Raw genomic sequence first — 26,996 nt, 5'->3', positions numbered from 1 at the left:
GGCGCGGGCTGGTCTCGCGCGTCGTTGGCGCTGACTCGCGCTATTTCTCGTCGTGCTACTCGTTGTGCGACTCGTCGGGCAGTTCCGACTCGTCGATGAAGACGACCACCTCGTCGCTCCAGAGGCGGAACAGGTGTCGGTGCTCCGTGTAGCCGGGCAGTTGCTCGCGAAGTTGCTCGGCTTCCCACCCGTAGGCGATGACGACCGGCGGCGGGTTCTGCAGTTTGGTGCCGTTCTCGCTCGGCGGCGTGCTCGTCACGTTGGCGTCGGCGCGTTCGAGATACCACGGGAGCGGGAGGCGGCTGTGCCACGCCGGACCGCCCGGCGGCATCCGGTCGAGGCTCTCCTCGTTCTCGACGTACAGCAGCGTCTCTTCGGTCGTCGGGTGGTAGCTGCCGTAGAACAGCACGTCGACACCGTCGTTCGTCTCGGCGATGCGCTCGACTTTCTGCATTGTCGTCTTCAGCTCGTTGTCGGGTTGCGCCCACTGTAGCACCTCTTGGTCCGCCTCGTCGGTGCTGTTCGCGTAGGCGACGTTCGCGCCGACGACGCCCGACAGCGCCGCGACGACGATGACGGCGGCCAGCACGATGCTGACCGTATCGCGGACGGCGAACGATGCCCGCGTCTCCCGGTAGAGGTACGCGATGCCGACGCTCGCGGGGAACGCCAGCGGAACGACGACGTGGACGGCGGCCCACGGCGCTTCGATGTCGGTGGCGATAGGGTAGCCGATGATACTCGCGACGCCCCAGTAGAGACCGAACGCGACGAGCCAGCGGCGGCCGCGCCGCCCGCCGTCGCTCGCGCCGAACGCGCGGCCGTCACGGCTGCTGTAGCCGTCGACGGCGAGACCCACGACGGCGAAGACGATGGTGACGCCCCCTCCGTAGACGAGCGTCTCCAGCAGCCCGTAGAGGAACGGGAGGTACGGATGCTCCTGGTGGCTCCCGGAGCCCCAACTGTCGTAGAACGACTCGGCGGCGCCGACCGTCGCCTCGTCTAGCACGCCGGGCAGCACTGCCGGGTTCCCGAGCGCCTGCCAGAGGTCCGGACGTGGCGCGTAGAAGAACGCCACGACGGCGAGAAACAGGAGGAGCGCGCCGACGACGTTGACGGCGAGAACGCCCGCGCCGTACTCGGCGTTCCCCCACCGGTTCGCCAGCCCGCGTTTCGCCCACCGCGGCCGCGAGCGGAGGTACCGGAGGACCGAGTCGCCGCGCGAGGCGACGTCGACGAGGCGGTGGTCGAACACTAACACCGCGGCTCCGAGGTAGCAGGCGAGGTACAGGAGCGCGTTCGCTTTCGTGGTGAACGCTAGTCCCATCGACGCGCCCGAGAGATAGAGGTAGCGGAGCTTCCCGGTGTCGACGGCGCGAACGAGGAACCCGAGCGCGAACACGGAGAACGCCGCGACGAGCACGTCGTTGCGCATGAACCGCGAGTAGTAGACGAGAAGCGGGTTCGCCGCGAAGACGAGCGCGAGGCCGACGACTTCGGTGTCGTCGAGGTGTTCGCGGAACAGCCACGCCGAAAGCGGGAACAGACCGCCGACGAGCGCGACGACGAGGCGAGCGGAGAAGTCCGAGACGCCGACGAGTGTGAACACCCAGTCGTTGACGACGGGAATGAACGGTCCGTGGATGATGGGGCGGTAGAAGAACTCACCGTTCTCGTGGTAGCGCAACGCCCAGTAGCCGACCCGGCCTTCGTCCCAGTGCATGATCCGTGCGCCGAGACCGACGACGCGTGCGAGGAGGGCGAGGGCGGTGACGGCGAGGACCGCGTAGAGGGTTCGAGCGCCGGTGAGGACCGGTACCGGCGTCGCCGTCTCCGACTCCGAACGGGTGGCGGCGGTCGCCGGCGACGTCGCGCCGACGCCGTCGTCGCTAGTCATATCTCGCCTCTCGCACACAGGGAATACAACTCTTGTGTTCGGAGTAGGCAGGAAGTCCTGCCCGGTTATCGGGAGACTCGCCGCAACCGCGGCAGCTAACGGTAGCTCTTTGGGTCGGCCTCTCCACCTCCCTCGTATGGTCACGCTCGGACTGGTGGCGGCGAGATTCAACTCGTCGGTCACCGAGGAGATGGAGGCGACCGCCCGCGAGGCGGCCGCGGAGCGCGGTGCGACGGTCGGCAAGACGGTCCACGTCCCGGGGGCGTACGACTCCCCGCTGGCGGCGGACCGCCTCGCCCGTCGCGACGACATCGACGCCGTCGCTGTCGTCGGCGCTATCGTCACCGGCGACACCGACCACGACCGGGTCATCGCCGACGCGACGGCGCAGGGACTCACGCGGGTGAGCCTCGATCGCGACGTCCCCGTCACCTTCGGCGTCAGCGGTCCGGGTATGAGCGGCGCCGAAGCACGCGAACGCGTCGGCAAAGGCGCGGACGCCGTCGACGCCGCACTCGACCTCTTGGAGGAACTCTCATGAGCTACGAATTCCACTTCTCCGAATGTGTCGGCCGTGTCGAACCGAGCGCGACGCTCGCCATCAGCAACCTCGCGGGCGAACTCGAAGCCGACGGCGTCGACGTCGTCGACCTCTCAGTCGGTGAACCCGACTTCCCGACGCCCGAGAACGTGATCCGCGCCGGCCAGGAGGCGATGGAGTCGGGGCACACCGGCTACACCTCCTCGAACGGCATCGCCGAACTCCGCGAGGCCATCGCCGAGAAACTCCGCGGTGACGGCATCGACGCGAACGCGAACGAGATCATCGTCACACCTGGTGGCAAGCAGGCGCTGTACGAGACTATCCAGACCGTCGTCGACGACGGCGACGAGGTGGTCCTGCTGGACCCGGCGTGGGTCTCCTACGAGGCGATGGTGAAACTCGCGGGCGGCAGCCTCTCGCGCGTTGACCTCTCGCCGCACGAGTTCCAACTCGAACCGGCGCTCGACGAACTTTCGGACACTCTCTCCGACGACACCGAGCTCCTGATTGTTAACTCGCCGAGCAACCCCACTGGCGCGGTGTACTCCGACGCGGCGCTCGAAGGCGTTCGCGACCTCGCGGTCGAACACGACTTCGCCGTCATCTCCGACGAGATTTACGAGCAGATCACTTACGGCGTCGAGCACACGAGCCTCGGCTCGCTGGAGGGGATGGAAGACCGGACCATCACCGTCAACGGTTTCTCGAAGGCGTACTCGATGACCGGCTGGCGGCTCGGCTACCTCCACGCGCCCGAGGACCTCGTCTCGGAGGCAGGCAAACTCCACAGCCACTCGGTCTCCTGCGCGGTGAACTTCGTCCAGCATGCGGGCGTCGAAGCCATCACGAACACCGAGACGGCGGTCGGCCAGATGGTCGAGGCGTTCGAGGAGCGCCGCGACATGCTCGTCGAGATGTTCGACGAGCGCGGCGTCGACGTGGCCGTCCCCGACGGCGCGTTCTACATGATGATTCCCGTCGCTGACGACGACCAGCAGTGGTGCGAGAACGCGATTCAGGACGCCCACGTCGCGACGGTTCCGGGAAGCGCCTTCGGTGCGCCCGGCTACGCCCGCATCTCCTACGCGGCGAGCAAGGAGCGCCTTCAGGAAGCCGTCGAGCGGCTGGACGACGGCGGATTGCTGTAGGGCCGCGTTCGGAATCGACGTCCGTTCCAGTGTTTCTTTTTCTTCACCGAGCAGACACACATAGAGCTTAGTCGGAACTCGACCAATCGCCGAGCGAGATGGGCCGCTATCGTACAGTCACCTTTGAACTGAAGGACAGGGATGGGGTCGAAACGCTACTCAGACATCTCGAAGCTCACGACGAGTTTGTTCGGCCGAAGATGCCCGACTCGGCCCACGTCGTTGTGCACACCGATTGGAAGTGGGACGGACTTGAGTCGTTCCTCGAAGAATTGCTTCGCACAGTCTCTGGACTCTTGCGGTGTGGGTTCGTGATAAGCGACGATACGATGGACACTGCTTGCGGGAGCGTCTACTGGCTGGACGACAGCGGATTGGTCGAATCGGCTCGATATTCGGACCGCTCGGAGGGCGATTCGGTCCGACTCTCCGAAGACGAATTCCGAAAAGAGGCGCTCGGGTTCGGGATGACGAGACGTATTCGCGACGCGCTGGACTTCGAGATATACACGTGGTGGGATTTCTCCGTGGACGGGATGGCGATGCGATACTGGAACTCTCTCGACAGTAGAGTAGCCGGAACGGATTCCGACGAGTCAGTAGAGACGGAGTGACAGCCCGGGTACCCGCCCGTTTACCACGAGCTTATTTCAGCCGCCCGAGTATTTCGACGTGTCTGTCAATCGACGGGGTGGTTTGCAACCTTTATCCCGCCGTAACGCTTCCTAAACGGCGTTTGAAAAGATGAAGACCCAATATTACACAGCAACAACCATCAACGGCTATCTCACCGACGAGGACGATTCACTCGACTGGCTCTTTCAGTTTGGAGATATCGGGGATATCGAGGGTGTACAGGACAACTACTCGCAGTTCATAGACCAGGTTGGTGCCTTGGCCATGGGTTCGACGACCTATGAGTGGATTATCGAGCACGAAAACCTAGTCGAGAACCCGGAACAGTGGCAGTACGAGGTCCCGGCTTGGGTGTTTAGCAGTCGGAAATTGCCGGTGGTCGAGGGTGCGGACATTCGCTTCGTGCAGGGGGATGTCGCGCCCGTCCATGCGGATATGGTGAAGGCCGCAGACGGTAAGAACGTCTGGCTCGTCGGTGGTGGTGACCTTGTCGGACAGTTTCACGACCACGGTCTACTCGACGAGATTATTCTCAGCGTTGCTCCCGTCACGCTCACTTCGGGTGCACCACTATTACCGCGCGCGATCACAACCCCTCCTCTGAAACTAGCTACTGTGCAAAAATATGGCGATGTATTTGCGGTTCTAACCTATGAGGTGCAGCAGTTAAGTGAAGGGTAATCAAGCGAACTCCTCTTGCCTCTATATTTCTGACAGGTAAACGGAGGATGACGCTCGAATCATATCGATGGGCGATGTACCAGTAACGACCCCACCGTTATATGACAGAGAGTGATTTAAGCTGGCTGTAGTCCCCATGGCGATGTCGCTCGACGGGTTCATCGCTGACGAAGGGTTGAGACTTTGTAGGCGGTCCACCCCAACGTCGCGTCTCTCGTATTCCACTCCGTTAACTAAGCACACCTACCTAACGGCTACTTCGTCGCTTGCGGGTTGATACGAATGAAGACAGCTTGCTGAATTCATCCTCTATATTCAGTATAACGCTCCTGTCTCGTTCTGAGGACTTCAGTAGAGCCCTTTTCCGGAAAAATCACCTCCGGTCTCGCTTCGCTTCAGCGACTTCTCCGGTTGGATTCGACGCGACAGCTCGTCTGTCGGCCAGCAGTCCGCCGACCCCTCCGAACGCCAGCGGATACATCAGACCGAGAAGCACCGACGGGAGTCCAGCGGGCGACGCGGCGGTCGGCGCCTCCGCCGCACCGACGGTGAAGACGAACGCCCCGACGAGAAACAGCGGGAAGTAGCCGGCGACGACGCTCGCCCCGGCGTTTCGCGCGCCGTTCTCGCCGGGCGTACTCGCTGTCAGGACGACGACGTAACCTGCCGCGACGAGCAGCAGCGGCGGCAACAGATACAGCGGGTACAACGGGCCGCCGAGCGTTGCCAAGAGCGAGCGGTTCGTCAGCCCGCCGAGTCCGTTCACGGCGTCGGCGATAGGGACGCTCGTGGGGACGAGATGCGCGTTGTAGAACAGCCAGCCGGAGGTGACCCACGATGCGGGGCCCGAGCCGAGAACCGCGCCGAGTGGTGCGGGGTCTGCGTACTCTCCGGCGATTTCAACGGCGGCGACGGCACTGGCGCGACCAGCGGTGACCGTGTACGTCAGAGCGTACCCGAGGGCGTAGACGACTGCGCCGACCAGCGCGGAGCGGCGCAGCGGGAGGTGTGTGAACGCCATGAATTCGACAACAGATGCGACGAACATAGGTGTTTCTCCGACGTTGACACGAACACCGGTGACAGAGGCGCGTGAACGTCGCCGCGCGCTCATTCTCACCCTTGCACTCACTCTCGCTCCGCGGCGTACCTTTTTACCCGAAGACGGAGACAGAGAGTGACAATGCGAGTCCGGGACCTGCCGCTTGCCGACGAGTTGGTCGCCCACTACGAAGCGCAGGGTATCGACGAACTCTACCCGCCGCAGGCGGCGGCCGTCGAGGCGGGCGTCTGCGACGGCGGCGGCGTCGTCGCCGCGATTCCAACTGCATCAGGAAAGACGTTCATCGCCGAACTGGCGATGCTCACCGCCGACGGCCCCGGACTGTACGTCGTTCCGCTGCGGGCGCTGGCCCGCGAGAAGTACGAGGCGTTCGCCGAGCTACCGGGAATCGAGGCAGGCATCTCGACCGGGGACTTCGACTCGCCCGGCGAGGAGCTCGCCGACTACGACGTCGTCGTCGCCACGAGCGAGAAAGTCGACTCGGCGATTCGAAACGGCGCGTCGTGGGTCGAACAACTCGCCTGCGTCGTCGTCGACGAAGTTCATCTCTTGGGCGCGGAGGGGCGCGGCCCGACGCTCGAAGTGACGCTCGCAACCCTCCAACGACGCGCTCCCGGCCTCCAGATAGTCGCACTCTCGGCGACCGTCGACAACCCCAAAGACATCGCTGACTGGCTGGACGCCGAACTCGTCCGGACGCGGTGGCGACCCATCGACCTCCGGACCGGCGTCTACTGCGAGGAGCGGGTGAATTTCGACGACGGCACCGACCTCACCGTCGACTGCGATTCCGCCGACTTGCCGCCGAGCGCCGACGCTGACACCGAGGCCACCGCGGCGCTCGTCGCCGACGCCGTCGACAGCGGCGGGCAGGCGCTCGCGTTCGTCCGGTCGCGCCGCGAGGCGGAGACGCTCGCTCAGCGACTCGCCCAGGACGGACTCGGCGCGGCCTCCGGCGTCGCCGAAACCGTCCTCGACGCGGGCGCGACGGAGACGGGCGAGCGACTCGCCGACGCGCTCGATTCCGGGGTCGCGTTCCACCACGCAGGGCTGCGGAGCGACCACCGCGTCGCCGTCGAGAACGGCTTCCGAAACCGCGAGATCTCGGTCATCTGCGCGACGCCGACCCTCGCCGCCGGGGTGAACGTCCCCGCCCGTCGCGTCGTCATCCGCGACCAGAAGCGCTACACTGGCTCCGAGATGGCGTGGCTGCCGGTGCTCGAAGTCCACCAGATGTGCGGGCGGGCGGGCCGCCCCCACCTCGACCCGTACGGCGAGGCGGTGCTCGTCGGCGACGAGAACACGCGCGACGAACTCCAGACCAGATACGTCGAGGCCGACGCCGAGGCAGTCGACTCGAAACTCGCCGACCCCGAGGCGCTCCGAACGCACGTGCTGTCGGTCGTCGCTTCCGAGTTCGCTGACTCGCGCTCGAGCATCCTCGAACTGCTGGGCGCGACGTTCTACGCGCACCAGACGCCCGACATGGACCTCTCGGGCGTCGTCGACGCGGTTATCTCGGACCTCGTGGCGATGGAGATGATTGCCGACGGCGAGACGCTTGTGGCGACGGAACTCGGCGCACAGGTGTCGCGGCAGTATCTCTCCCCCGAGACCGGCGCGCGAATCGTCTCGGGGCTTCGGACCGCTGCCGAGATGGAGTCGACGACGGAACTGACGGCGCTCGAAATCGTCTGCGACACGCCCGACATGCACGGGACGTACCTCGGCAACCGCGAGCGCGCGGCGATGTACCAGTTTGCGACGAAACACGCCGCCGAGTTCACGACGAAGATGAGCGAGACGGAGAACTTCGAGCGGTGGCTGGAGGCGGTGAAGACGGCGCGCATCCTCCACGACTGGGCCGAGGACGTGCCCGCCCGTGACATCGTCGACGCCTACCGCATCGGTCCCGGCGACCTCGAATCGCGCATCGAACGCGCTGAGTGGCTGCTCGGCGGCGCGGAGGCGCTCGCCGGCGTCGTCGGCGTCTCGATGCCCGAACTCACGTCGGTGCGCGCGCGGTTGTAGAGCGATGGGTTTCGCGTTCGTTTCGTCGGTGCCGAGATCGGTGGTCGAATCGAGCGGTTCGAGCCACCGTACCGCACGATTCCCAGATGTTGGGAACGAGATACCGGTTATATCGGAACTCCGGGCGATGGTTCAACTGTAAGGTGAACACAATGAGCCAAACAACCCAAAACACGTTCGAAAGCAGCATCGGCGGATACACCGTAACGGCGGAGGCGCACCCGCTCAGCGCCTGGTTCGTCCTCGCGCTCCGTCTCATGATGGGCGTCGCGTTCGCGTGGGCGGGCGTCGAGAAACTCGTCGCTCCCTTCGACGCAGGCGGCTACCTCACGAACGTGGCCGCGGCGAACGGCAACCCGTTAGCGGGCCTGTTCGCGTGGATGGGGAGCACAGCGTGGTTCGTCGAGTTCGTCAACGTCGCCGTCCCGTGGGGTGAACTCCTCATCGGCCTCGGACTCATCTTCGGGGTTATGACCCGCCTCGCGGCGTTCTTCGGCGCGCTCATGATGCTCATGTTCTACTTCGGCAACTGGAGTATCGAACACGGTATCATCAACGGCGACTTCGCGTACATGCTCGTGTTCCTCGCTGTCGCTGCGTTCGGCGCGGGCCGCATCCTCGGCCTCGACGCCTACATCGAGCAATACGAAGTCGATGGCCAACCGCTCATCGAGAAGTACCCGGCGCTCGACTACGTCCTCGGCTGAGCGGCTGACGGACGGCCCCCGCTTTTTCTCTCCCGTTTCGCTTCGATTACTCCGCCTCTGAGCGGTCGCTCCGCTCGTACGCGCCCTCCCTTCGCAACTCGCCTGCTCGCTGCAGCACCGACGGCGTTCGGCAGACCCCGGATTCGCCCGTCGCCTGCGGCACCGCGCAGTTGTTGCAATTCTCGCAGACGACGCGCGTCTCCGCCGAGGCTCCCAGCAACCGCGCCGGAAGCTCCGGTTCGGCGTAGAAGGGGCGCGCCATCCCGACCATGTCGCAGTCACGGCCGAGCATCTCGTCCATCTCGCGTCGCTCGCGAATCCCTCCCTCTGCGAGCACCGGCAGGTCGACGCACTCTCGGACCGCCCGACAGAGGTCTGCGTTCCACACCGGTTCGAAGTCGTACGCGAGCGACTCCACTCGGTTGCCGAGGGCGACGAGCGCCGCCCGCACCTGGCCGCCGAACGCTTCGGCGTAGCCCTTCTGATATCTGTCGTCGCGCCACGCCCGCGCCGGGAACTCGCCGCGGACGATGCTCATGTCCCAGAACACCGAGGCATTCACAGGGACGAGCGCGTCGAAGCCGACGCTTTCGAGCCGCTCGCAGATTCGTACGGCGTCCGTCGAGGTGAGGCGAGTGCGGACGAACGGCGGCGCTTCCGTTTCGGCCGGCACCTTCGTCATCAGCGGCACGTCGCCCGCTCTCGCCCGAATTTCCTCGTGGACGAGTTCGAGAAAGCGCACGCCGTCGCCGAACTCGTCGTCGCGCCGGTTGTAAAACGGCGAGAGGAACTGCTGGATGATGCCCATGTTCGCGCCGGCGAGGTGCACCGCGTCGTAGCCGGCGCCGACGGCGTACGCCGCTGACCGGCCGAAGTCGGCCGCCAACTCGTACACCTCGTCGGTCGTCAGCACGTACGCGTCGTAGCTCAGGAGTCCGATCCGGTCGAGCAGTCGAAGCGGCCACGGCGGACGGGAGGCAGCGAGCTGTTGCAATCGGGGGTTGGCGGCGCGGTAGCCTGCGTGCCACGTCTCCATGCTCCGCAGGCCGCCGTGTTCCAGTTGGATGGCGATGGTACTCCCGTGGGCGTGAACCGCGTCGGTGAGCTCCGAGAGGTCAGCGACGAAATCGGGGTCGTGGACGCGGGTCATCCCCGGCGCGGCGCACCCGCCCTCGCCGCGGACGACAGTCGCGCCTTGGCAGACGAGACCCGCACCCGACGCGGCGGTGGGTTCGAGATCGGAGACGAGCGTCTCGACGGCGTCGTCGCCGTTGCCGGCGCACTCTAAAAGCGGCGCTCGATAGAGGCGGTTCGGGACGGTAAAATCGCCGATATTCAGTGGGTCTTCGAGCCGCGGCATACCGTTCGCTCGGCTCCGAGGCGGAAAGCGATTCGGTCAGTCCCGTCGTTCGCTGATCTCTTCGGCGAGACGCTCGCCGGGCCGCCGGAGCTCCCCGGACTCCACCTCGTAGACGTAGCCGGTAACTGTGACGTCGTCGGGGACGAGTTCGTGTTGCTCGAGGAGCGCGACCTGCGCCGCGCACGCCTCGTCGATGTCGTCGGTCATCCGCACCCAATCGGCGACGTCGGCGTCGCCGATGTTCAGTTCGAGAAGCGACGGATCGAGGCTCACGCCGTCCAGCGAGCCACCCGCCTGCGCTTCGAGACCGGCGACGACGTCCTCGTCGGGCGCGCTCATCATCCCGCAGTCGGTATGGTTGACGACGATAATCTCCTCGGTGTCGAAGAAGTTCGTTGTCAGTGCGGCGCTCCGAATCACGTCATCGGTGACCTTTCCACCGGCGTTTCGGAACACCTGCGCGTCGCCGAGTTCGAGCCCCAGCGCCTCCTCGACGGGAATGCGTTCGTCCATGCAGGCGACGACTAGAAGCCGCTCGTTCGTCGGGATTCCCTTCCTCCGTCGTCGCGCCCAGTCGTCGCGCCCGTCGATGCGTTCGTTGACGCGTTTGTAGTGGTGATCGCCCTGTCGAGTCGGTTCGTTTGACATATGCTGTACCGCCACAGCCACGTACAAGATGTTTCTGCGGGAGCGAGAGGAGAAGCCTCGCAGATGGACGTCTGAGCGCGTCGGCACCAATTACGTCGACAGCGCGTCGGAGCCGATTACGTCGGATAGTGGGTAACTCTGAGAAGATTGATACTCTCGTAAGATAATACGTCTTCGTGAATACGGTCGAACCACGCACTCTCGAAGCTCCGAGACCGTTTCGGTACGGCGAGGACGGGGTCGTCGCCCCGGGCGAGAAGCGCCACTTCAAGTACGAAATCAGCGAGACGTACCACGGCGACCCGGTACGAATCCCGGTCACGATTATCAACGGCGAGCGCGCCGGACCGCGAGTCTGCCTGACAGCGGCGCTACACGGCGACGAACTCAACGGCGTGAAAGTGATTCAGGAGGTCGCCGCCCGCTACGATCCCGAAGACATCTGCGGGACGCTCGTCTGTCTGCACGTCTGCAACGTCCCCGGCTTTCTAGCCCAGCAGCGCTATATCCCCATCTATGACCAGGACCTCAACCGTTCGTTCCCTGGGAATGAACGATCGAACACGGCCGAACGCATGGCCAACGCCATCTACGGCACGTTCGTCCGCCACTGCGACCTCGGGCTCGACTTCCACACCTCGACGCGGAACCGGACGACGATGTACCACGTCCGCGCCGACATGGCTACCACCGAGGTCGCCCGCCTCGCGAAATCGTTCGGGGCGAACGTCATCCTCTCCGGCGAGGCCGACGGCGGCTCGCTCCGAACGGTAGCGACGAACGACGGCGTCCCGACTATCACCGTCGAGATGGGGCGCGCCCACCGCTTCCAACCGGAACTCGTCGACCGCGCGCTGGAGGGGACCGAGAGCGTCCTCGCCGAGTACGGCGCTCTCCCGGACACGCCGGTCCACTGGCCGGGTTGGCGGCGCGTCATCGACGCGACGACCGAGAAGACGTGGCTCCGCGCCGACCGGGGCGGGCTCGTCGACATGCTATACGGCTCCGTCCCGCTGGTCTACGAGGGCGACACCATCTGCACCATCACCGACCACTTCAAATCCTACGAGGAGCGCGTTGTTGCCCCCTTCACCGGCCTCGTCGTCGGCGTGCTTCAGAACCCGGTCGCCGCGCCGGGGCATCCGCTCTGCCACCTCGTCGGCGTTGACGACGCGACGCTCCGGGAGATTGAGCGCGAGATCGAGAACGGCGAGTTCACCGAACGGCCGTGGGCCTGAATGTTCGGCAGTCAACACTCCTCCTCCGAAGTCGCTCAAAAAGGGCAGTTTGATTCTGTTTGAACTTACGGAACGTGTATCTTCTGTTTTCGGACTTCTAAGGAGCCAATCCAGTCCTCACCTCGACTCTTGTACCATCGGAAATCGAAATCACACTTATCATCGTCACTACTAGTTTATCTGGTTCAATTTCACCAACTAGGAAACTACTTCTTTTGTTGTGATGGTGTGAGTAACAGCAGGACAAGGTGATGTTCTGAGGCCAACACATGACGAAGGAAGGTCCAAAAGCAGGGGGAGAACCGTCCGTTTTTGTCAAATGCGTCGAATGCGGGAACATCTATCCGGCGCAAGAAACGGAGAACGATAATTACCGTCCAGTCGGAACAGATGGAGGTTGTCAATGTGGTAGTGACGACTTTGATCGTGCTATCTGAAGTCTCTGTACTGAGCGATTCGATTTGCTCACATCGAGTGTCGAGCGGATGACCGATACGCGCTCCGTATTCAGCACGGTCTCGCCAGGCGATCACTGATCGAGGATTTCGACAGAGCCGGTCGTTTAGAAAACAGATGTGTTTAGACCCGACGCGCGCGGCGCGTCAGAACCGCGACGAGTACGCCCGCGACGAGTACGTGCATCCCGACGAGCGTCACGAAGATACCCGTCGAAACCTCGCTCAGGAACTGTGAGAGTGGGAGCAGCGACAGTACGAGTACCGTCGCGGCGAGCGCCGTGAAGGTCCGAATCGGGCGGTCGGTGAATCGGTCGACGAGCGCGTAGGCGACCGTCGCGCCGACCCCGGCGACGACCGTCGTCGCGACGATGGGCGTCCACTGCAACGGCAGGAACGCCGGGTCGACGGCGAACAGGAAGCCCGCGACGAGGCGGAGGAGGACGACCGACGCCAGCGCCATCGCGATTGCGAGGAGACCGGCGCGGAAGAATCGGTTTTTCGGTACCCGTTCGACGGGCGCCGCGACTGCAGGCGAAGAGACTGATTGTGTTGTCACGGCTATTCTAATGACTCCTGAGACGATAAAGACACATCAGAATTTCGGCTTCTAAGCCCCCCAGGCGGCCATATACGGTAGTCGACGGGTTGTCGACTGCTTCAGATAGCGGGCCGTTCCGACGGGGTCGGGTCCTGGCGACGGCCGTTCGAGCGCAACTCTCCCCACGAGCGCCCGAGGAGGTACGCAGCGGCGACGAGCGCGTAGAACGTGACGAACGTTGTGAGGAGGCCGCCGACGAAGGTGGTCGCGAGCAGTCCGCCGAGGACGCCGGAGGCCAGCAGCACCAGGGCCGCCGAGAGCCACGCTGTCGCGTACGCTCGGGTCGTCATGGCCTCCCAGAGCGACCGTCCCGCGAACGCCGCGCCGAATCGGCCGGTTGTCGCGTAGTTGGCGACGGCCGCCGGGCCGGCGTAGAGACCGACGAGCCAGAGACCGACCGACCCGACTACGGAGACGAGCGTCAACGCGACTCCGACGAGCGGGTCCGGGGCGGGACTCGGCTCGCCGGGGACGACGACGAACGCCACGCTGACGATGAGGAAGCCCACGAGGCCGACGAGTAGCGAGGGGACGACGAAGTAGACGAAGCCGACGACGGAGGCGAACAGGCCTTCGACGGTCATCTCGACCCGGTCGTCGAACGCCGGCGGACGGTCGTCGCCCTTCGCGGTGCCGCGGAGCACCCGAACGAGGTAGCCCGCGACCGTGAACAGCGGAACCAGCAGGAACCCGAGCAGGAGGAGAATGCCGCCGACGAGCACCGTCGCGACGGCGTCGTCACTTTCGCGGAGGTAGTTGAGCGAATCGCTAATCATTATCGATACTGATCGACTCACCGAGGAGATAAATTGTACTGTGAGACCCGTCTACTGCCAACTCACTCCGTTTCCTCCGGGACGTTTTCGGCGACGCGGCGGACCGTCTCGTACTCCTCGTCGCTGTAGGCGATGAACCGAACGTCGCGCAGCGACGACGGCTTGAACGCCCAAATCTCCTCGAAAATCAGTCTCGAACCGAAGTCGAGCGGAAAGCCCGCCACGCCGCACCCGAGCGCCGGAATCACGAGTGACTCGCAACCGCGTTCGTTGGCCACTTCGAGCGTGTTCCGCGTCGCGTCTCGGATGCTCTGTTCGGTCGCCTGTCCATCTCCGTAGTGCGGCATCGCCGCCGCGTGAATCAGGTAGTCGGCATCGAGTTCGTACGCGTCGGTGACGGCGACTTCGCCCAGTTCGACCGGTCCCTTCGACATCGCCTCCTCGTTGAGTTCCTCTCCGGCTGCGCGCCGGAGCGCGCCCGCCACGCCCGACCCCATGCGGAGGCTCGTACCCGCTGCGTTGACGAGCGCGTCCGCTGACTGCGCGGCGATGTCGCCTCGGACGACTTCGAAGTCCATACGATTCCTTCGTGCGCGGGCGAAAAATTGGTTGGGTCCGCCGTGGCGCCGGACGGGGTCGTTTCAGCTACTCCGCGAGCGCCCGATAGACGACGAGGCAGGCGTCGCCTCGCGAGAGCGGCGCCGCTCCGTCGACGGCGTCCGGGAGCGACACGTCGTCACCGAGCGCCTCCGAGAGGCGCGCGGCGAACGCGTCGCCGGTGACGGACTCCGCGGAACCGCTCGCCTCGGCCGACGGGAGTCGGTGGGCGAGCGCCGACGCGTCGACTGTTTCCTCCTCTCGAAGTTCGGCGGCGGCCGACGCCCACACCTCGGCGACGGACTCCGATAGCGACGCCGTCGGTCGGGCGTCGTAGTCGGCGAAGAAGCCCTTCGTCCCGAGATACTGGACGGCCGGTGCCCACGCCGCATCCGTCTCCGCGTCGACGTCGTTGAAAAAGGAGAGAGTGACCCCGGAGTCGACGAGTCGTCGTTGAACGTGCGACGGGTCGAGCCTCGCGGGCGCGTCGCCCGTTTCGACGGCTATCGCGGCGGCGACGCCCGCCGACTCGCCGATGTGCAGCCACGTCGGTTCGAGCCGAATCGTCCCGTAGGAGACGTGCGTCGACGACAGCGGCACGGGAACGACGAGGTTGTCGACGCCCTTCGGGAGCAGCGCGCGGTACGGCACCTGCGAAGGCCGCGTCACCTGCGAGGCGTAGAAGAATCCTTCCGGTTGGCTTCCCAGCCGTCGCTCCTCGTGGCAGGCGTGCGAGTCGAGCGGGTACTCCGCGACGGCGACGCTGTCGGCGTGGACTGGCGTCCGGTCGAGACCGGGCGCGTGGCGGGCGTCGTTCTCGGTGAACGTGTAGCGTCCCTCGATGCGCCGCGCCTCGCGGACGTACAGTTGCCACGGGAAATTGTCTGTCTCCGTGAACTCGTCTCTCGCCAGCCCCCACTCGCGGGCGTCTTCCCGAATCTCGTCGGGGACCGCCTCGTCGTTCTGCAAGAAGTAGAGCAGTCCGAGCGCATACTCGCGGTGTCTGCGCGCCTGCTCGGCGCGCTCCTCCCAGTCGGCTTCAGGGTAGTCGTGGTTCTCGCCGGGGAGGTCCGCCGAGTTCATGTCCGCCTTCTCGTTCGGCAGGTAGCGCAGCAGTAGGTACGAGCGGAGCCCCGACTCCTCTATTTCGGGGAGTTCGCGGAGGAACTCATCGCGGTCGTAGCGCTCCGGCTTCTCGGGGCGACGGCGGTTCTCCGGGTTGCGGCTCAGACAGAGGCGGTAGTTGTACGCCTGAATCGCGTCGTCCCCCTCGCCGGTGCTGCCGGGGAATATTTCAGTAAGTCCCGCGGGATGTGGGGTGATGTCGAGGTCGCCGCGCCGCTTCTCGGGGGCGACGTCGAGCGGCCCGCGGCGGTCGGCGGGCGCGCTGTCGTCCTCATTGCCGACGGCCTCGCGGGGGTAGAAGCGGTCGCCGCGGATTCCCGTGAACAGCCGTCCCGCGAACTGCTCGTCGTACTCGCTGCGGGACTCGCGCCCGATCCGGTAGGGGACGCCGACGGTCGCTGCGAGGTCGCCCTCGTACGTTGCCTCGACGAACACGTCTGCTTCGACGCGGCGCTCGTCGCCGTCGCGTCGCTCGCCGGTTTCGGGGTCGAACGGTTCGATTCGGAGCGACCGGACGGTTCGACCCGTCCGCTCCGCCGAAACAAGTCGATAGGCGCGTAGGAGCGTCAAGTTCGACTCGTCGGCGACGAGGCGGTCGAAGATGTCCTCGGCGACGTGCGGTTCGAAGATGTAGCCGCCTTCGCAGAACTCGTACTGCTCGGAGTCCTCGCCGTAGTTCTCGGCGTAGTGGTCGCGTGCGGCGTCGACGAACTCCTGCAGGATGGGCGCGCGGGGTTTCTGTATCAGCGTGTCTGTGTAGCTCAACCCGCCCGCCATCATCCCGCCGAGGTGGCAGTTGTAGCTGATCAAGAGGGTTTCAGCACCGTCTCTGGCGGCGCGGACTCCGGCGGCGATGCCGCCGGGCGTGCCGCCGAGAACGGCGACGTCGTAGGTGTCGGTTTCAGTCATTCTGAGTATCGAATCGAGGGGTCGGTCTGCGGGCAGTACGTGCGGAGTGCGTCCAGCGCTTCGCCGGTCGACTCGGGGACGAGCGTCGCGACGAACGCGTGAGCGGCGACTTCTTCGAGATCGCGCGACAGTCCGTCTCGGCGGCCCGGGAGCAACGCCGACAGCCACCGTCGACAGCCTGATTGTTCGGTCTCTCCAAACGTCGGCGGGTCGACTGCGAACGTGTGATGAGCCAGTTCGTGTGCCAGCACCAGCTCCGTTGCGAGCGACTCCGAAACGTCGACCGCCGCTGCGGCGGCCGCTATCTGTCGTGTGTAGAGCGTTACGGTTCCGTCGGCGTACGTGCCGAGGAGCGCGAGTGACGAGAGCCCGCCCCACTCGTCGGTTCGGACGGTCACTCCCGCGGCCTGTGCGATGCGTCGCGGCTCTCGGGTGCCGTAGCGGTCGACCGTGCGGGCGGCGTGCTCTCGACCGAGTGCGTCGGCGCGTTCTCGACGCGTCGCCGTTCGTGGCGTCACGGTTTCTCCGCCAACAGTACGAGCTGTTGGTCGTCCGGAACGTCGCCGAGTTCGATGTCGACGAGCGAGTGAATCTGGTCTCTGGTCGACATGCCGCTCACGTCGAGTAATTGACTGCCGTGACAAACGTAGAGGTTCGGGAGTTTCTCCGAGGAGTTCGAGAACACCGACTCGCGGTCGAGCACCTCGTCGACCGACTCTACGACCGACTCACCTGTCAGCGTGTAGACGGCGGCGTCTTCGAGTTTGAGTCGAGCGACTCCGCCGCCGTCGACGACGGCAGTCGGCTGACGCGTCTTGGTGAGCAGACCGAAGAACCGCGACGACGACCGCTCGGTCTGGAAGACGCGGAGGCTCTCGGTCTCGGCGACCGACTCCACGGCGTCGGAGTCGCTATCGAGGCTCGCCGCCGCCGTCTCGTGCCGACTCTCGTCGTCGATAGCTCCCTGCGAGAGGTCTCGGGTCTGGAGCTCGGTCGACCCCTCTGCTTCGGCGCGTAGGAGATTTCGCGAGGCGTCGTACTCAACGGTCGCTTCGACCGATTCCTGGCTCGCACCCATACCGACGACGGAGTCGATCGCCTCTCGCCGCAGGCGCTCGATGTCCGACTCCGACGGTTCCATCACGTTGCGTTCGACGACGTCGCGGACCATCGCGAGACCGACGCCGATGGTGCTGATGGTCGCGTGGTTCGTCGCGAGTCGAGCGTCGTAATCAGTCGTCTCGGCGAGATACGGCAGTAGGGCCGCGCTCCCGCCGCCACCGCCCACGAGTTCGAGTAGCCCCGCGTTGAGTCCGTACTCGTCGAGGATGTCCTCGACGACCGGAACAAGTTTCTCGACTGCGGCATCGAGCACCGCCCGCGCAGCGTCGTTGACGCTGACGCCGAGTTCGTCGGCGAGCGGTTCGAAGGCCCGCCGCGCGGCATCGGCGTTGCCGGCCGTGTAGGCGTCGTCTGAAACAAGTCCGAGCACGTTCGCCGCGCCGCTCGGCGTCAGCGCGTACCGGGTTCCGTCGGCCGTCTCGACGGCGACGTACTCGGGGTCGTCCTCCTTCGGTCGGACGCGAACGAGGCGTGGGCTCTCGATGGCGTCGGTTTCGGCGTACACCGCGTACGGTAGGTCGGCGATGTGGGCGCTCCGCGGGCCGACGCCCGACACCTCGCCGTCGTCGACGCGAATCATCGACCCGCCGGCGACGCCCTCTGTTCGGATGTCGAGCGTCCGGAGGAACGTGGTGTGACCGCCGATTTCGGCGGATTTCCACTTCGGTTTCCCTCGCTCGATGACGCTGATGTCGCTGCTCGTCCCGCCGACTTCGATGAAGATGCCGTCGGTGACGTTCTCGTACATCAGCGCGCCGGCGACGCCCGCCGCCGGTCCGGAGAGAATCGTCTGAATCGGACGGCGCTGCATCTCCGAGATCTCCATCACGCCACCGTCGGAGCGCATTATCATCAGCGGCGCGTCGACGCCCATCCCGGCGATGCTCTCGGCGGTTGACCGCGAGGTCTTCATCATCCGCGGAAGGATGCTCGCGTTGACCACCGCCGTCCGCGTCCGCACCTTGAGTCCGTAGCGCTTCGAGACGACGTGCGCGCCGATGGCGGCGAAGCCGGCCTCGCGAGCGAGTTTGCAGGCGTGTTCCTCGGTGGTCGGGTCGTCGACGCCGAACGCTTGACTGGCGACTACCGACTCCACCCCCGCCGCCTCGAACGCGTCGAGCGCCTCTTCGACGGCTTCCGTCGACGGAACGCCGTCGTCGCCAATGGTGACGAACTCGTGCTCGACGGGGATGCGCTGGTCGTCTTCGAGTTCGATGTCGCCGACGTTCGTCTCCGTTCGCCCGCGGCGGCCTTTCAGCCCCTTTCCCATACCGAGTACGCCGACGGCGGATACGTCGCCCTCCAGCAGCGCGTTCGTCGCTTGCGTCGTCCCGTGGGCGATGAAGACGACGTCTTCGGGCGTCGCGTCGACGTCTTCGAGAATCTGCGACGCCGCCTCGACGATACCGGCAGCGACGCCCGCCTCGGCGTCGTGGGTCGTCGGGACCTTCACTTGTCGCACTACTTCCAACGTGTCGCTGTCGATGGCGACGGCGTCGGTGAACGTTCCGCCTACGTCGATACCGATTCGGAGTGAATCCATATTCATCGTGTCTACTGGGTGCGATTAGAGGCCGAAGAGGACGACCGAGAAGACGATGCCGGCGGCGGCGGTGAGCCACGCGAACGGGAGGACGCTCTTCGTCAACGAGTTCACGTTGACGTCCATCTCGTCGGCCGTCCACGCGTTGTGGGTGTTCGTCGGGTCCGCCGGGGCTTGCACGCGAAGCGCGCTGACCGCCGTCGTTGTGATGAGCGCGGGGTTGATGCCGATGGCGGCGAGGACGCCGATGATACCGCTGCCGAGGCCCCAAAGGTTGAGCGGGCCGCGGTAGAGCGCCAGCGGAGCGAGGACGATGAACATCGCGGCGTACAGGACCATGTTCTCCGGGATGATGGCCGAGAGGAGTGGCTCCATCGTCTGCGCGACGGACTCGGCGAACACCGCGTTGAGAAGCCACCCAATGGCGACCATCAGCGCGATGGCCGGGGCGGCGTTCGAGATGCCCTCGTGGAAGGCACGGGTCACCTCATTGAGAGTTCGTCTTGGGTGTCGAATCCCGCGCAGTCCGGGTTTGCTCGCGACGGCCGCGAAGAATATACCGACGACGAACGCCGGGAGAACCTCTAATCCGGCGACGACGAGCACGACCGGAATGATGGGAGACAGCAGCGCGTACACCGGGACGCCCGAGTTTCGATCGTCCGACCCGCCGACCGGTTCGGCGCGTGCGGCCCACGTCGCCTGAAACTCGGATGTCCGGGTCTGAAACGTGATGTAGGCCACTCCCGCGAGCAGCGCCGCGACGCCTGTCGGTAGCGCCCACACCATCACGCTCTGGAGGTCGATTCCGGTGACGTCGGCGTAGAACACCCAGTTCGCGGGGTTGAACATCACCCCGTTGGCGTACGCGAGCAGCGTGATTCCGGCCGCAATCTTCCGGGGGAAGCCGATGCTCACCATGATCGGGAACACAATGGTGGCGATCATGATGAACGCGCCGAGTCCGGAGATGCTCGTCGAGATAACTGCGACGGCGAGGTAGAGCAGGACAGCGACGACGAACGGGTTGTCGCCGCCGAGTTCGGCAGCCGACTTGACGAGGTCCTCGGCGATGCCGGTCTGTTCGACGATAGAGCCGAGCGCCGCGCCGAAGAAGACGGCGGTGAACGCCGCCGCGAGTCGCGTCGATCCGTCGACGACTACCGAGTTGACGATCTCCGTCGGCCCGAGTCCGCCAACGATTGCGATACCGAGAGCCATCGCCGCGAGGGCGATGAACGTTGGAACGGTTTCGGTCATCATCAGCAGACCGAACACCGCGAACACTGCTAGAATTCCGACCGCTGCGAGTACTGTCATGATTTGTGATACACCAACTCAACGAGCGACAATCGAAGTTAAATAATTATCTTTAATATTCCGTCAATTACTATATCTGGCTATTGTCAATTAGATGATTTCGGAAGTCGCGACTAGTCGACGAAACTCTCTTCTTGTCTTCAGATACCGCCGATTTCGCACCTCTAGACTCCTAATACGAGAACTATAATGAATGCACACGCCAGTTATAACATCAAATTTCTACTTCTGAATAATCGGGGGTTTTTCTTATTATTCTAAATTGATAATAACGGCCTTGTTCCGTATTGCGGAACAATTCGACGATAGCTGTCAACTGCCGTTCTAGAGGTGCGGTCTGAGACGTACTATTCCGAATTACGGAACGATTTTTCCGCGATAGAGAACAAGCTTTATCATGGTCTTTTGCGTGAATTGGAGAACAGATGGCGAACGGTCCCACCGAACCGGTCAAAGCGGTCGAAACGACGCTGGAGATCCTCGAAGCGCTCGAAGCGGCCGACAGCGCCGGCGTCTCCGAGTTAGCGACGGAACTCGGTCGTTCGAAGAGCACTGTCCACAGACATCTCTCGACGCTGGAGAACCGAGGGTACGTCGCACGAAACGGATCTGCGTATCACGTCGGTCTTCGTTCGCTTCGTCTCGCGGCGAGCGCACTGGACCAGCAGCTCGTCTACCCGGTCACGAAATCGGTAGTGAACGAACTGGCCGAGGAGACCGGCGAGTCCGCCGCCGTCGCCGTCGAAGAGCAGAGCCGAGCGGTCTACCTATACTACAACCGCACCGACCAAGCAGTCCGGACGGACGCGAGTCTCGGTATCCGTCTCTACCTTCACTGCACGGGGGCGGGGAAAGCGATACTCGCGCATCTCCCGGAAGGACGTGTCGAGGAAATCTTAGACGAGCGCGGACTGCCGGAAAAGACCCAGAACACGATTACCGACCGCGAGACGCTGTTCGACGAACTCGCCGAGATACGGCGAACCGGCGTCGCCTTCGACGACGAGGAGCGACTCGACGGAATGCGCGGCGTCGCGACGCCAATTCTCAACCGCGAGACGAACGACCTGCTCGGTGCGCTGACGGTCGCCGGACCCACCCGTCGAGTCAACGGCCGCTGGTTCCGCGAGGACATTCCCGACCTGCTCCAACGCGCCTCGAAGATGGTCGAAGTGAGCGTAACGTACCAGTGACCGACTCCGGACGCTGTCTTACTTCGCCGGGTCGTGCCGTTCGTACCACTCCAGAATCTGTTCCAGTCGGTGAATCGCGCGGTCCGGGTCGCCGACGTTGTGGTGTTCGTCAGGATAGAGGACGAACTTCGCGTCGACACCCTGCTTCTTCGCGCTGACGTACAACTGCTCGGACTGCGACGGCGGGCAGCGCCAGTCCTCCTCGCCAGCCATCACCAGAAGCGGCGTCGAAAGGTCGCCGACGTCGAGAATGCTCGACGAGGCGTCCAGCACCTCGCTCGCCTCCCAGGGGACGCCGTACTCCGTCTCGGTCCAGATATGGCTGTCGTCGGTACCATAAGCGGAACGAAGGTCGTAGAGGCCGTGCTCGGGCGCGGCGGCGGTCAGGAGGTCGGTCTGCGTGACGAGGAAGCCCTGCGCGATGCCGCCGTAGGAGAAGCCGTGGCCGAAGACGCGGTCGGGGTCGGCGTAGCCGCGGTCGACCATCTCCTCGATGCCGGCGGCGATGTCCTCGACTTCGACGGTTCCCCAGCGCCCGCGGAGCGTCTCGGCGAACTGCCGGCCGTACGACGATCCGCCGCGGTAGTTCGGCCGGAAGACAACGTACCCGCGCGAGGTGAACGCCGCGTGCGTGAAGCTGAACTCCGGTTCGTCGTAGGAGACGGGACCGCCGTGAATGGCGACGACGAGCGGGTGCGCCTCCGGATTCTCGAAGTCGAACTCGGGCGGTGCGTAGACGATCCCCTCCACATCCCATCCATCCGATTCGTATGTCACGCGTCGCACCTGCGGCATCTCGTACTCCTCGGTGAACTCGCCGTTGACGTGCGAGAGTCGGACGAACGACGCCGATTCGTTTTCCGCACCGAGGTCTGGGATCTCCAGAGCGAACAGATCCTGCCCCTCGCTCGGATGCGAGAGGACGACTCCCGCTGTGTCGCCGCCGAGGTCGAACCCTTTCACCGCGCGGTCGTCGCCCTGCGCCGCGAACACTCGCTCGACGCTTCCGTCGATGCCGGCGCGAATCGGCCGCGTTTTCCCTTCGTCGCCGACGAGGACGTACAGCGTCTCGTCGTCGGCCCACTGCGGGCTCACCCCGCGACCCAACGTTCGGTCGAGTTCGGCGGTGAGCGACTCGTACGCCTCGCCGTCGTGGACGAACAGCTGGGTGGGGACGTACCAGTTCTCGGGGTCGCTGGCGACGAACGCGAGCGACTCGCCGTCGGGCGACCACGTCGGTGAGTTGACGGCGAGGTCCGAGTCGGTCCACTGTTCGAGGTCGCTCCCGTCGGGAGCGATGCTGTAGACGTCTCGAACCATCGTGTCGTCGGGGTTTTCGAGGCGGCAGGAGGTGAACGCGATTCGGTCGCTCGAACCCCACGCCGGGTTCATCCCCGAGAGCGGTTCGAACGCGCCGCCGCCGTAGGCGTCGTCAAGTCGTTCGGACTCGCCCGATTCGATATCGACGACGAACAGGTACGTGGTGACCGAGTCGAGGTACCCCACACCGTCGGCTTTGTGCTGGAGTCGCTCGGTCTCGATGGGACCACCGTCGCGCCGGCTGTCGAGGTACTCGCGCTCCTCCTCGGTCGGGTCGCGCGCGGAGACGACGAGACGGTCGCCGTCGGGCGACCAGTCGAACTCGCGGACGCCCTCGTCGAATTCGGTGACCTGTCGGGCGTCGCCGCCGAACGAGAGGTCGAACAGCCAGACCTGCGACTTCGGCTCGTCGTCGCCGTTGTCATCGTCGTCTGCTTCGTCCGCTCCGCTCTCTTCGTTTTCGTCCTCGTCGTCTGTCTTCTGCCACCCGACGCGGCGCTCGGTGTCTTTCTCGCGCGCGGCGACGAACGCGAGTCTGTCGCCGTCGGGACTCCACTTCGGCTGACTCCCGCCCGGGACGCGCGTCAGTCGGTGCGGCTCTCGACTCCCATCGGTCGGAGCGACGAACAGCGAGGTGAGCCGTTTCTCCTCGTGCTGGTCGGATTCGGCGGTGACGAACGCGACGTGCTCACCGTCGGGTGACACCGCGAACGTCTGCGAGATCTCGGTGAAGTCGTAGAAGGATTCGAGTGGTATCGGGTCGCTCATCGGTCGTACCTCTCTCGCCCCCTCGAAATACGTTGGGCAATCGGCACTTCCCGGAATCCGTATATCTGGTAATATTTCTAGATGTCTTTTTGGATAGATATCCGAGTGCCTGCTCATCTATTTATTCGGATGGATTGTCGTAGCGTCTCCCCGGACGCGTCGACGGAGGAGCCGGCAGTCGAATCGCTCATACCGCTGGCCTCGAATCGCCGACTATGGAGACCGCCGACGTAGAGGAGTTGGCCGCGGTAGCAGAGCGGGCAGTTCGCGCCGGCGGGGAGTTCCTGCGCGACGAGTTCCGAGACGGGACCGTCGACGGCGAGTACGGAACCGACGACGTGAAGGCGGCCGCCGACCGCGCCGCTGAAGAACGGGTCGTCTCCGTGATTCGCGAGTCGTTTCCGGACCACGCAATCGATGCCGAGGAAGCGGGCCGCTCCGGGTCGAGTCGCTACGAGTGGGTCGTCGACCCGCTGGACGGCACGAACAACTTCGCCGCAGGACTGCCGATGTTCGCTTCCGCCGTCGCCGTGGTCGAAGACAACTCACCCGTCGTTTCGGCCATCTACGAACCGCTCCCCGACACGCTGTATCTCGCGCGCCGAGGACACGGCGCGACGGTGAACGGCGAGCGGATTCGACCCAGCGAGAGCGCGGACCGCCTGTCGCTCGAACACGGCACCGTCTCGTTCGTCCTCGGACTACCGGCTGTCCGCGATGCCGACCGCCGGCGACAGGGCAGAGAGATGGTCGCCGCGCTCGACGGCGTCTGCAAGCGCGTTCTCGAGACGTGGTCGCCGTGCGTCGACTGGGGGCTACTCGCGACCGGGCGAATCGAGGGACTCGTCGCCTTCTATCCGGACGTGTACGAGCAGTACGCGGGATCGTTGTTGGCGGCGGAGGCGGGCGTCGAATCCGTCGAGTCCGAGAGCACGTACGTCGCCGCGGGTGACCGCGCGACGTTGGAAGCGCTCGTCGAGACGCTCCCGGCGTCGGTCCGTCCGAAACTCGACTAGTGCGACGCAGTCGGCCGCTTCGACCGGTCGAGAACGCGAACTACCGGCCGTCAGCTTTTGTCCGTCGAAGGCGTACGCGGACGCGCTATGGTCGGTTCCCGAACGATGACTGCGGCCGTCGGACTGTTCGGAAGCCTCCTCGTCAGCGCGCTTCTCTGGTGGTACTTCGACGGCTTCGTCTTCTTCTTATTCGCCGTTCGTCCCGTTTCTCTTTCGCCGGTACAGATAGTGGGGTGCTTCACCCGCGGAAGCGGCGAAAGAGGAGGACCGCCGCGCCGACTAGCGGCGTGCCGAAGACGAGTAGGTACGGCGCGGCGTAGGCAACCCCGACGACTATCGCGCGGAGCGTGACGCCGACGCCGCTGACCGATTCGAGGAACGCCGCCAGTACGCCGGTGTCGTACCACTCGGCGCGGTCGTACAGGCCTTCCGGCCGCGGTTCTTCGAGGTGGATCGTGAGCGTGGAGTAGGCAACGCGCTGTTCGAGCGACTGCAACTGGCCTTCGAGTCGCTCGATTTCGGACTGGACGTCCGACAGTTCGCGCTGGACGGCCAGCACGTCCTCCGTCTCGTTCGCCCGGTCGTAGAGTTCGCGGAGGCGGTCACGTTCGGCGCGGAGGTTCTCGAGTCGAGCCTCCAAATCGACGATCTGGTCGGTCACGTCCTCCGTCTTCGTCTCCTCGAACTGCACCGCTCCCTCGCTCTTGGCGGCGTCGAGCATCGACGTGTAGTTCTCCTGCGGGACGCGCAGGACGATGCGGCCCTGAGACCACGTCTCGTTACCTTCGCCGCGGTTCGAGACACTCGTGTCGCTGACGTAGCCGCCGCGCGCTTCGACGGCGGCGGTGAGGTTGTCGCGGGCGCGCTCGAAGTCGTCGACTCGCATCCGTAACTCGCCGATGCGGATTAGCTCGCGCTGCTGTGAGATCTGCGCGGTACTATCGACGTTCGCCGTCTCGCCCTCGGCGGCCGCGTCGGTCGCCGACGCGCCGTCGCCGCCGCCGCTGGAAGACATCTCCACGTTGTGGCCGCCGGCGTCTCCGCCGGTATTACTGCCTGCACATCCCGCGGTCACCAACAGGAACGCGAGAACTAGCGTCGCAATCGTTCGTGAACTGACACGCATGCCAGAGATATATAAACCGGATTAAAAGAACCTTCTCAAGGCACAAACGCGCGTTTGACCTTTCCAAGCGTTCTGGAATCCCGGCGACCTCCGCTCGAAGTCCACGGTCGAGTCCGCGGCCGACGCGGCTGTCGAACGTGTTTGTTCGCTAGACTATATCGGTCTATGTAGAAGTAATTATTTCAATGCAACCATTGGCCGATATTTTTATTCCGTCGGCGGTCGTTCGACGGACTAATGAAACGAGAGCGCACGAGTGACGGCGGTTCTCCTTTCGGTGCAGGGGTCCGCATCGAGCTATCGACGGAGACGGAGCGGATTCGTCTCCGCCGGCAGACCCCGCTCGGGACGTACGCGCGGGACATCGGGCGATGACGACGGAGCGACCGACCTTCGATGCGGTCGGACGGCCGGTCAGAGACGCCCGGGACGTAGTTCGTAATGAGCGCCGTCGGACCGTCGACGAGCGCGAGGCGTTCTGCGCCTTCGCGGAGCGACTACAGGGGATTCAGCCGGCCACCGCCGGGCGCACCGTTCCGGCGGCGGTCAGGGGAACGAGCGCCGGCGACGGCGGCCCGAACGCGACCAAGCGCGTCCTGAGCGCGTACCGACAGACCGTGATGGCCGTCCCGCACTACGAAAGCGAGTACGGCGACACCGTCGGCCGGAGCATCGTCGAGGAGTTCGGACCGAGCGTCGGCGGCGCGCTCGTCTCCGCGGAGGGGTTGACGCCGGAACTCCGACGCGTCGTCGTCGAAGTCACCGAAGAGTCTGCGTCCGACCGCGAGTCGTTTCTCGCGCTGCTCGACGAGGAGACGGACTCGCTGACAAGCGCGCTCGAACGCATCGACGCCGTCGCGGAGGCGCTCCGAGCGCTGGACGACCGGCCGCTCCCCGAGCGGTCGTTCGACGACCTTCTGGAACTCAGAGCGCGCGTTTCGACGCTCGAACGCCGGGCGAACGACCTCCACGCCGACCGACAGGCCAGAATCCGGAGTCACCGACAGCGACTCGGCATCACCGACACCGACTTGCCGACGTTTCTCTACCGGGAGCGGTCGTACACGTACCCGGTGCTCTCCGCGTTCGCGACGCTGGTCGACGCGATTCGACGCGCCCGTCGTCGCGTCGAACGGCAGTTGACCGCGACGGCCTGAGTCTGACCGCCTGAA

General features: G+C 64.9%; 24 protein-coding genes. 11 read left to right on the top strand and 13 right to left on the bottom strand.

All coding sequences use genetic code 11. From position 1 onward, the window contains the following. Nucleotides 1–55: 55 nt before the first annotated feature. A complete protein-coding gene (locus LAQ58_RS08945; protein ID WP_224447105.1) occupies nucleotides 56–1,897 on the bottom strand; it encodes a flippase activity-associated protein Agl23 in 1,842 nt (613 codons plus the stop codon). Nucleotides 1,898–2,033: 136 nt separating this feature from the next. Between LAQ58_RS08945 and ribH the strand changes: the two genes are divergently transcribed. The 4 genes from ribH to LAQ58_RS08925 all read left to right on the top strand — a co-directional run bounded on the left by ribH (nucleotide 2,034) and on the right by LAQ58_RS08925 (nucleotide 4,906). Beyond that, nucleotides 2,034–2,438: a 6,7-dimethyl-8-ribityllumazine synthase gene (gene ribH / locus LAQ58_RS08940; protein ID WP_224447104.1), complete on the top strand. Its 405-nt coding sequence runs from the start codon at nucleotides 2,034–2,036 to the stop codon at nucleotides 2,436–2,438. Continuing rightward, nucleotides 2,435–3,589, top strand: coding sequence for a pyridoxal phosphate-dependent aminotransferase (locus LAQ58_RS08935; RefSeq protein ID WP_224447103.1), 1,155 nt, complete (start codon nucleotides 2,435–2,437; stop codon nucleotides 3,587–3,589). The genes ribH and LAQ58_RS08935 overlap by 4 nt, the downstream gene beginning before the upstream one ends. A 200-nt stretch (nucleotides 3,590–3,789) precedes the next feature. Continuing rightward, nucleotides 3,790–4,203 carry a hypothetical protein gene (locus LAQ58_RS08930; protein WP_224447102.1) on the top strand — a complete coding sequence of 138 codons (414 nt, stop codon included), beginning with the start codon at nucleotides 3,790–3,792 and terminating at the stop codon, nucleotides 4,201–4,203. 130 nt (nucleotides 4,204–4,333) lie between these two features. Next, entirely contained in the window at nucleotides 4,334–4,906 is a 573-nt protein-coding gene (locus LAQ58_RS08925; RefSeq protein WP_224447101.1) for a dihydrofolate reductase family protein, read from the top strand. A 373-nt stretch (nucleotides 4,907–5,279) separates the two neighbouring features. Here the strand turns inward: LAQ58_RS08925 and LAQ58_RS08920 are convergent, their stop codons facing one another. Beyond that, nucleotides 5,280–5,927, bottom strand: a complete 648-nt coding sequence (locus LAQ58_RS08920; protein ID WP_224447100.1) for a DUF7978 family protein — start codon at nucleotides 5,925–5,927, stop codon at nucleotides 5,280–5,282. A gap of 162 nt (nucleotides 5,928–6,089) precedes the next feature. On the opposite strand from LAQ58_RS08920, the gene LAQ58_RS08915 reads away from it, so the two are divergent. Further along, on the top strand, nucleotides 6,090–8,000 hold the full coding sequence (locus LAQ58_RS08915) for a DEAD/DEAH box helicase (RefSeq protein ID WP_224447099.1): 1,911 nt from the start codon (nucleotides 6,090–6,092) through the stop codon (nucleotides 7,998–8,000). 152 nt (nucleotides 8,001–8,152) lie between these two features. Beyond that, nucleotides 8,153–8,707 carry a DoxX family protein gene (locus LAQ58_RS08910; RefSeq protein WP_224447098.1) on the top strand — a complete coding sequence of 185 codons (555 nt, stop codon included), beginning with the start codon at nucleotides 8,153–8,155 and terminating at the stop codon, nucleotides 8,705–8,707. Nucleotides 8,708–8,753: 46 nt separating this feature from the next. Here LAQ58_RS08910 and LAQ58_RS08905 read toward each other — a convergent pair whose 3' ends face one another. Both LAQ58_RS08905 and LAQ58_RS08900 read right to left on the bottom strand, forming a co-directional pair. Next, a complete protein-coding gene (locus tag LAQ58_RS08905; protein ID WP_224447097.1) occupies nucleotides 8,754–10,067 on the bottom strand; it encodes an oxidoreductase in 1,314 nt (437 codons plus the stop codon). A gap of 36 nt (nucleotides 10,068–10,103) precedes the next feature. Beyond that, nucleotides 10,104–10,715 carry a beta-class carbonic anhydrase gene (locus LAQ58_RS08900; RefSeq protein ID WP_224447096.1) on the bottom strand — a complete coding sequence of 204 codons (612 nt, stop codon included), beginning with the start codon at nucleotides 10,713–10,715 and terminating at the stop codon, nucleotides 10,104–10,106. A gap of 176 nt (nucleotides 10,716–10,891) precedes the next feature. On the opposite strand from LAQ58_RS08900, the gene LAQ58_RS08895 reads away from it, so the two are divergent. Next, nucleotides 10,892–11,953, top strand: a complete 1,062-nt coding sequence (locus LAQ58_RS08895) for a succinylglutamate desuccinylase/aspartoacylase family protein (RefSeq protein ID WP_224447095.1) — start codon at nucleotides 10,892–10,894, stop codon at nucleotides 11,951–11,953. Nucleotides 11,954–12,532: 579 nt separating this feature from the next. On the opposite strand, the gene LAQ58_RS08890 is transcribed toward LAQ58_RS08895, so the two are convergent. From LAQ58_RS08890 to LAQ58_RS08860, 7 genes are all read right to left on the bottom strand, one after another. After that, nucleotides 12,533–12,967 carry a DUF6069 family protein gene (locus LAQ58_RS08890; RefSeq protein ID WP_224447094.1) on the bottom strand — a complete coding sequence of 145 codons (435 nt, stop codon included), beginning with the start codon at nucleotides 12,965–12,967 and terminating at the stop codon, nucleotides 12,533–12,535. Nucleotides 12,968–13,068: 101 nt separating this feature from the next. Then, nucleotides 13,069–13,785: a DUF4013 domain-containing protein gene (locus LAQ58_RS08885; protein ID WP_224447093.1), complete on the bottom strand. Its 717-nt coding sequence runs from the start codon at nucleotides 13,783–13,785 to the stop codon at nucleotides 13,069–13,071. Between the two features lie 62 nt (nucleotides 13,786–13,847). After that, nucleotides 13,848–14,363: a macro domain-containing protein gene (locus tag LAQ58_RS08880; protein WP_224447092.1), complete on the bottom strand. Its 516-nt coding sequence runs from the start codon at nucleotides 14,361–14,363 to the stop codon at nucleotides 13,848–13,850. 67 nt (nucleotides 14,364–14,430) lie between these two features. Continuing rightward, the gene (locus LAQ58_RS08875; protein WP_224447091.1) at nucleotides 14,431–16,416 is read right to left on the bottom strand and encodes an FAD-dependent oxidoreductase; all 1,986 of its coding nucleotides are present in this window, start codon (nucleotides 16,414–16,416) and stop codon (nucleotides 14,431–14,433) included. Beyond that, complete coding sequence (locus LAQ58_RS08870; protein ID WP_224447090.1) at nucleotides 16,413–16,934, bottom strand: hypothetical protein; 522 nt, start codon at nucleotides 16,932–16,934, stop codon at nucleotides 16,413–16,415. Before LAQ58_RS08870 ends, LAQ58_RS08875 begins: the two co-directional genes overlap by 4 nt. Beyond that, nucleotides 16,931–19,081, bottom strand: coding sequence for a hydantoinase/oxoprolinase family protein (locus LAQ58_RS08865; RefSeq protein WP_224447089.1), 2,151 nt, complete (start codon nucleotides 19,079–19,081; stop codon nucleotides 16,931–16,933). Before LAQ58_RS08865 ends, LAQ58_RS08870 begins: the two co-directional genes overlap by 4 nt. Nucleotides 19,082–19,105: 24 nt before the next feature. After that, nucleotides 19,106–20,401 (bottom strand): transporter permease, encoded by a 1,296-nt coding sequence (locus LAQ58_RS08860; protein ID WP_224447088.1) that lies wholly within the window; start codon nucleotides 20,399–20,401, stop codon nucleotides 19,106–19,108. Nucleotides 20,402–20,826: 425 nt separating this feature from the next. Between LAQ58_RS08860 and LAQ58_RS08855 the strand changes: the two genes are divergently transcribed. Further along, nucleotides 20,827–21,594, top strand: a complete 768-nt coding sequence (locus LAQ58_RS08855; protein WP_224447087.1) for an IclR family transcriptional regulator — start codon at nucleotides 20,827–20,829, stop codon at nucleotides 21,592–21,594. A gap of 18 nt (nucleotides 21,595–21,612) precedes the next feature. On the opposite strand, the gene LAQ58_RS08850 is transcribed toward LAQ58_RS08855, so the two are convergent. Then, a complete protein-coding gene (locus LAQ58_RS08850) occupies nucleotides 21,613–23,682 on the bottom strand; it encodes a S9 family peptidase (protein WP_224447086.1) in 2,070 nt (689 codons plus the stop codon). A gap of 215 nt (nucleotides 23,683–23,897) precedes the next feature. Here LAQ58_RS08850 and LAQ58_RS08845 point away from each other — a divergent pair, with 215 nt between their 5' ends. Further along, on the top strand, nucleotides 23,898–24,698 hold the full coding sequence (locus LAQ58_RS08845; protein ID WP_224447085.1) for an inositol monophosphatase family protein: 801 nt from the start codon (nucleotides 23,898–23,900) through the stop codon (nucleotides 24,696–24,698). Nucleotides 24,699–24,936: 238 nt separating this feature from the next. Here LAQ58_RS08845 and LAQ58_RS08840 read toward each other — a convergent pair whose 3' ends face one another. Further along, nucleotides 24,937–25,824: a DUF4349 domain-containing protein gene (locus tag LAQ58_RS08840; protein ID WP_224447084.1), complete on the bottom strand. Its 888-nt coding sequence runs from the start codon at nucleotides 25,822–25,824 to the stop codon at nucleotides 24,937–24,939. Nucleotides 25,825–26,061: 237 nt separating this feature from the next. Between LAQ58_RS08840 and LAQ58_RS08835 the strand changes: the two genes are divergently transcribed. Together LAQ58_RS08835 and LAQ58_RS08830 are read left to right on the top strand one after the other, a co-directional pair. Beyond that, nucleotides 26,062–26,199: a hypothetical protein gene (locus LAQ58_RS08835; protein ID WP_224447083.1), complete on the top strand. Its 138-nt coding sequence runs from the start codon at nucleotides 26,062–26,064 to the stop codon at nucleotides 26,197–26,199. After that, entirely contained in the window at nucleotides 26,196–26,981 is a 786-nt protein-coding gene (locus tag LAQ58_RS08830) for a DUF7260 family protein (protein WP_224447082.1), read from the top strand. The genes LAQ58_RS08835 and LAQ58_RS08830 overlap by 4 nt, the downstream gene beginning before the upstream one ends. Nucleotides 26,982–26,996 lie beyond the last annotated feature (15 nt).

Origin of the sequence: Haloprofundus salilacus (genome assembly GCF_020150815.1) — an archaeon.
Lineage (GTDB): Archaea > Halobacteriota > Halobacteria > Halobacteriales > Haloferacaceae > Haloprofundus > Haloprofundus salilacus.
This window is presented reverse-complemented; position numbering and strand designations above follow the sequence as displayed.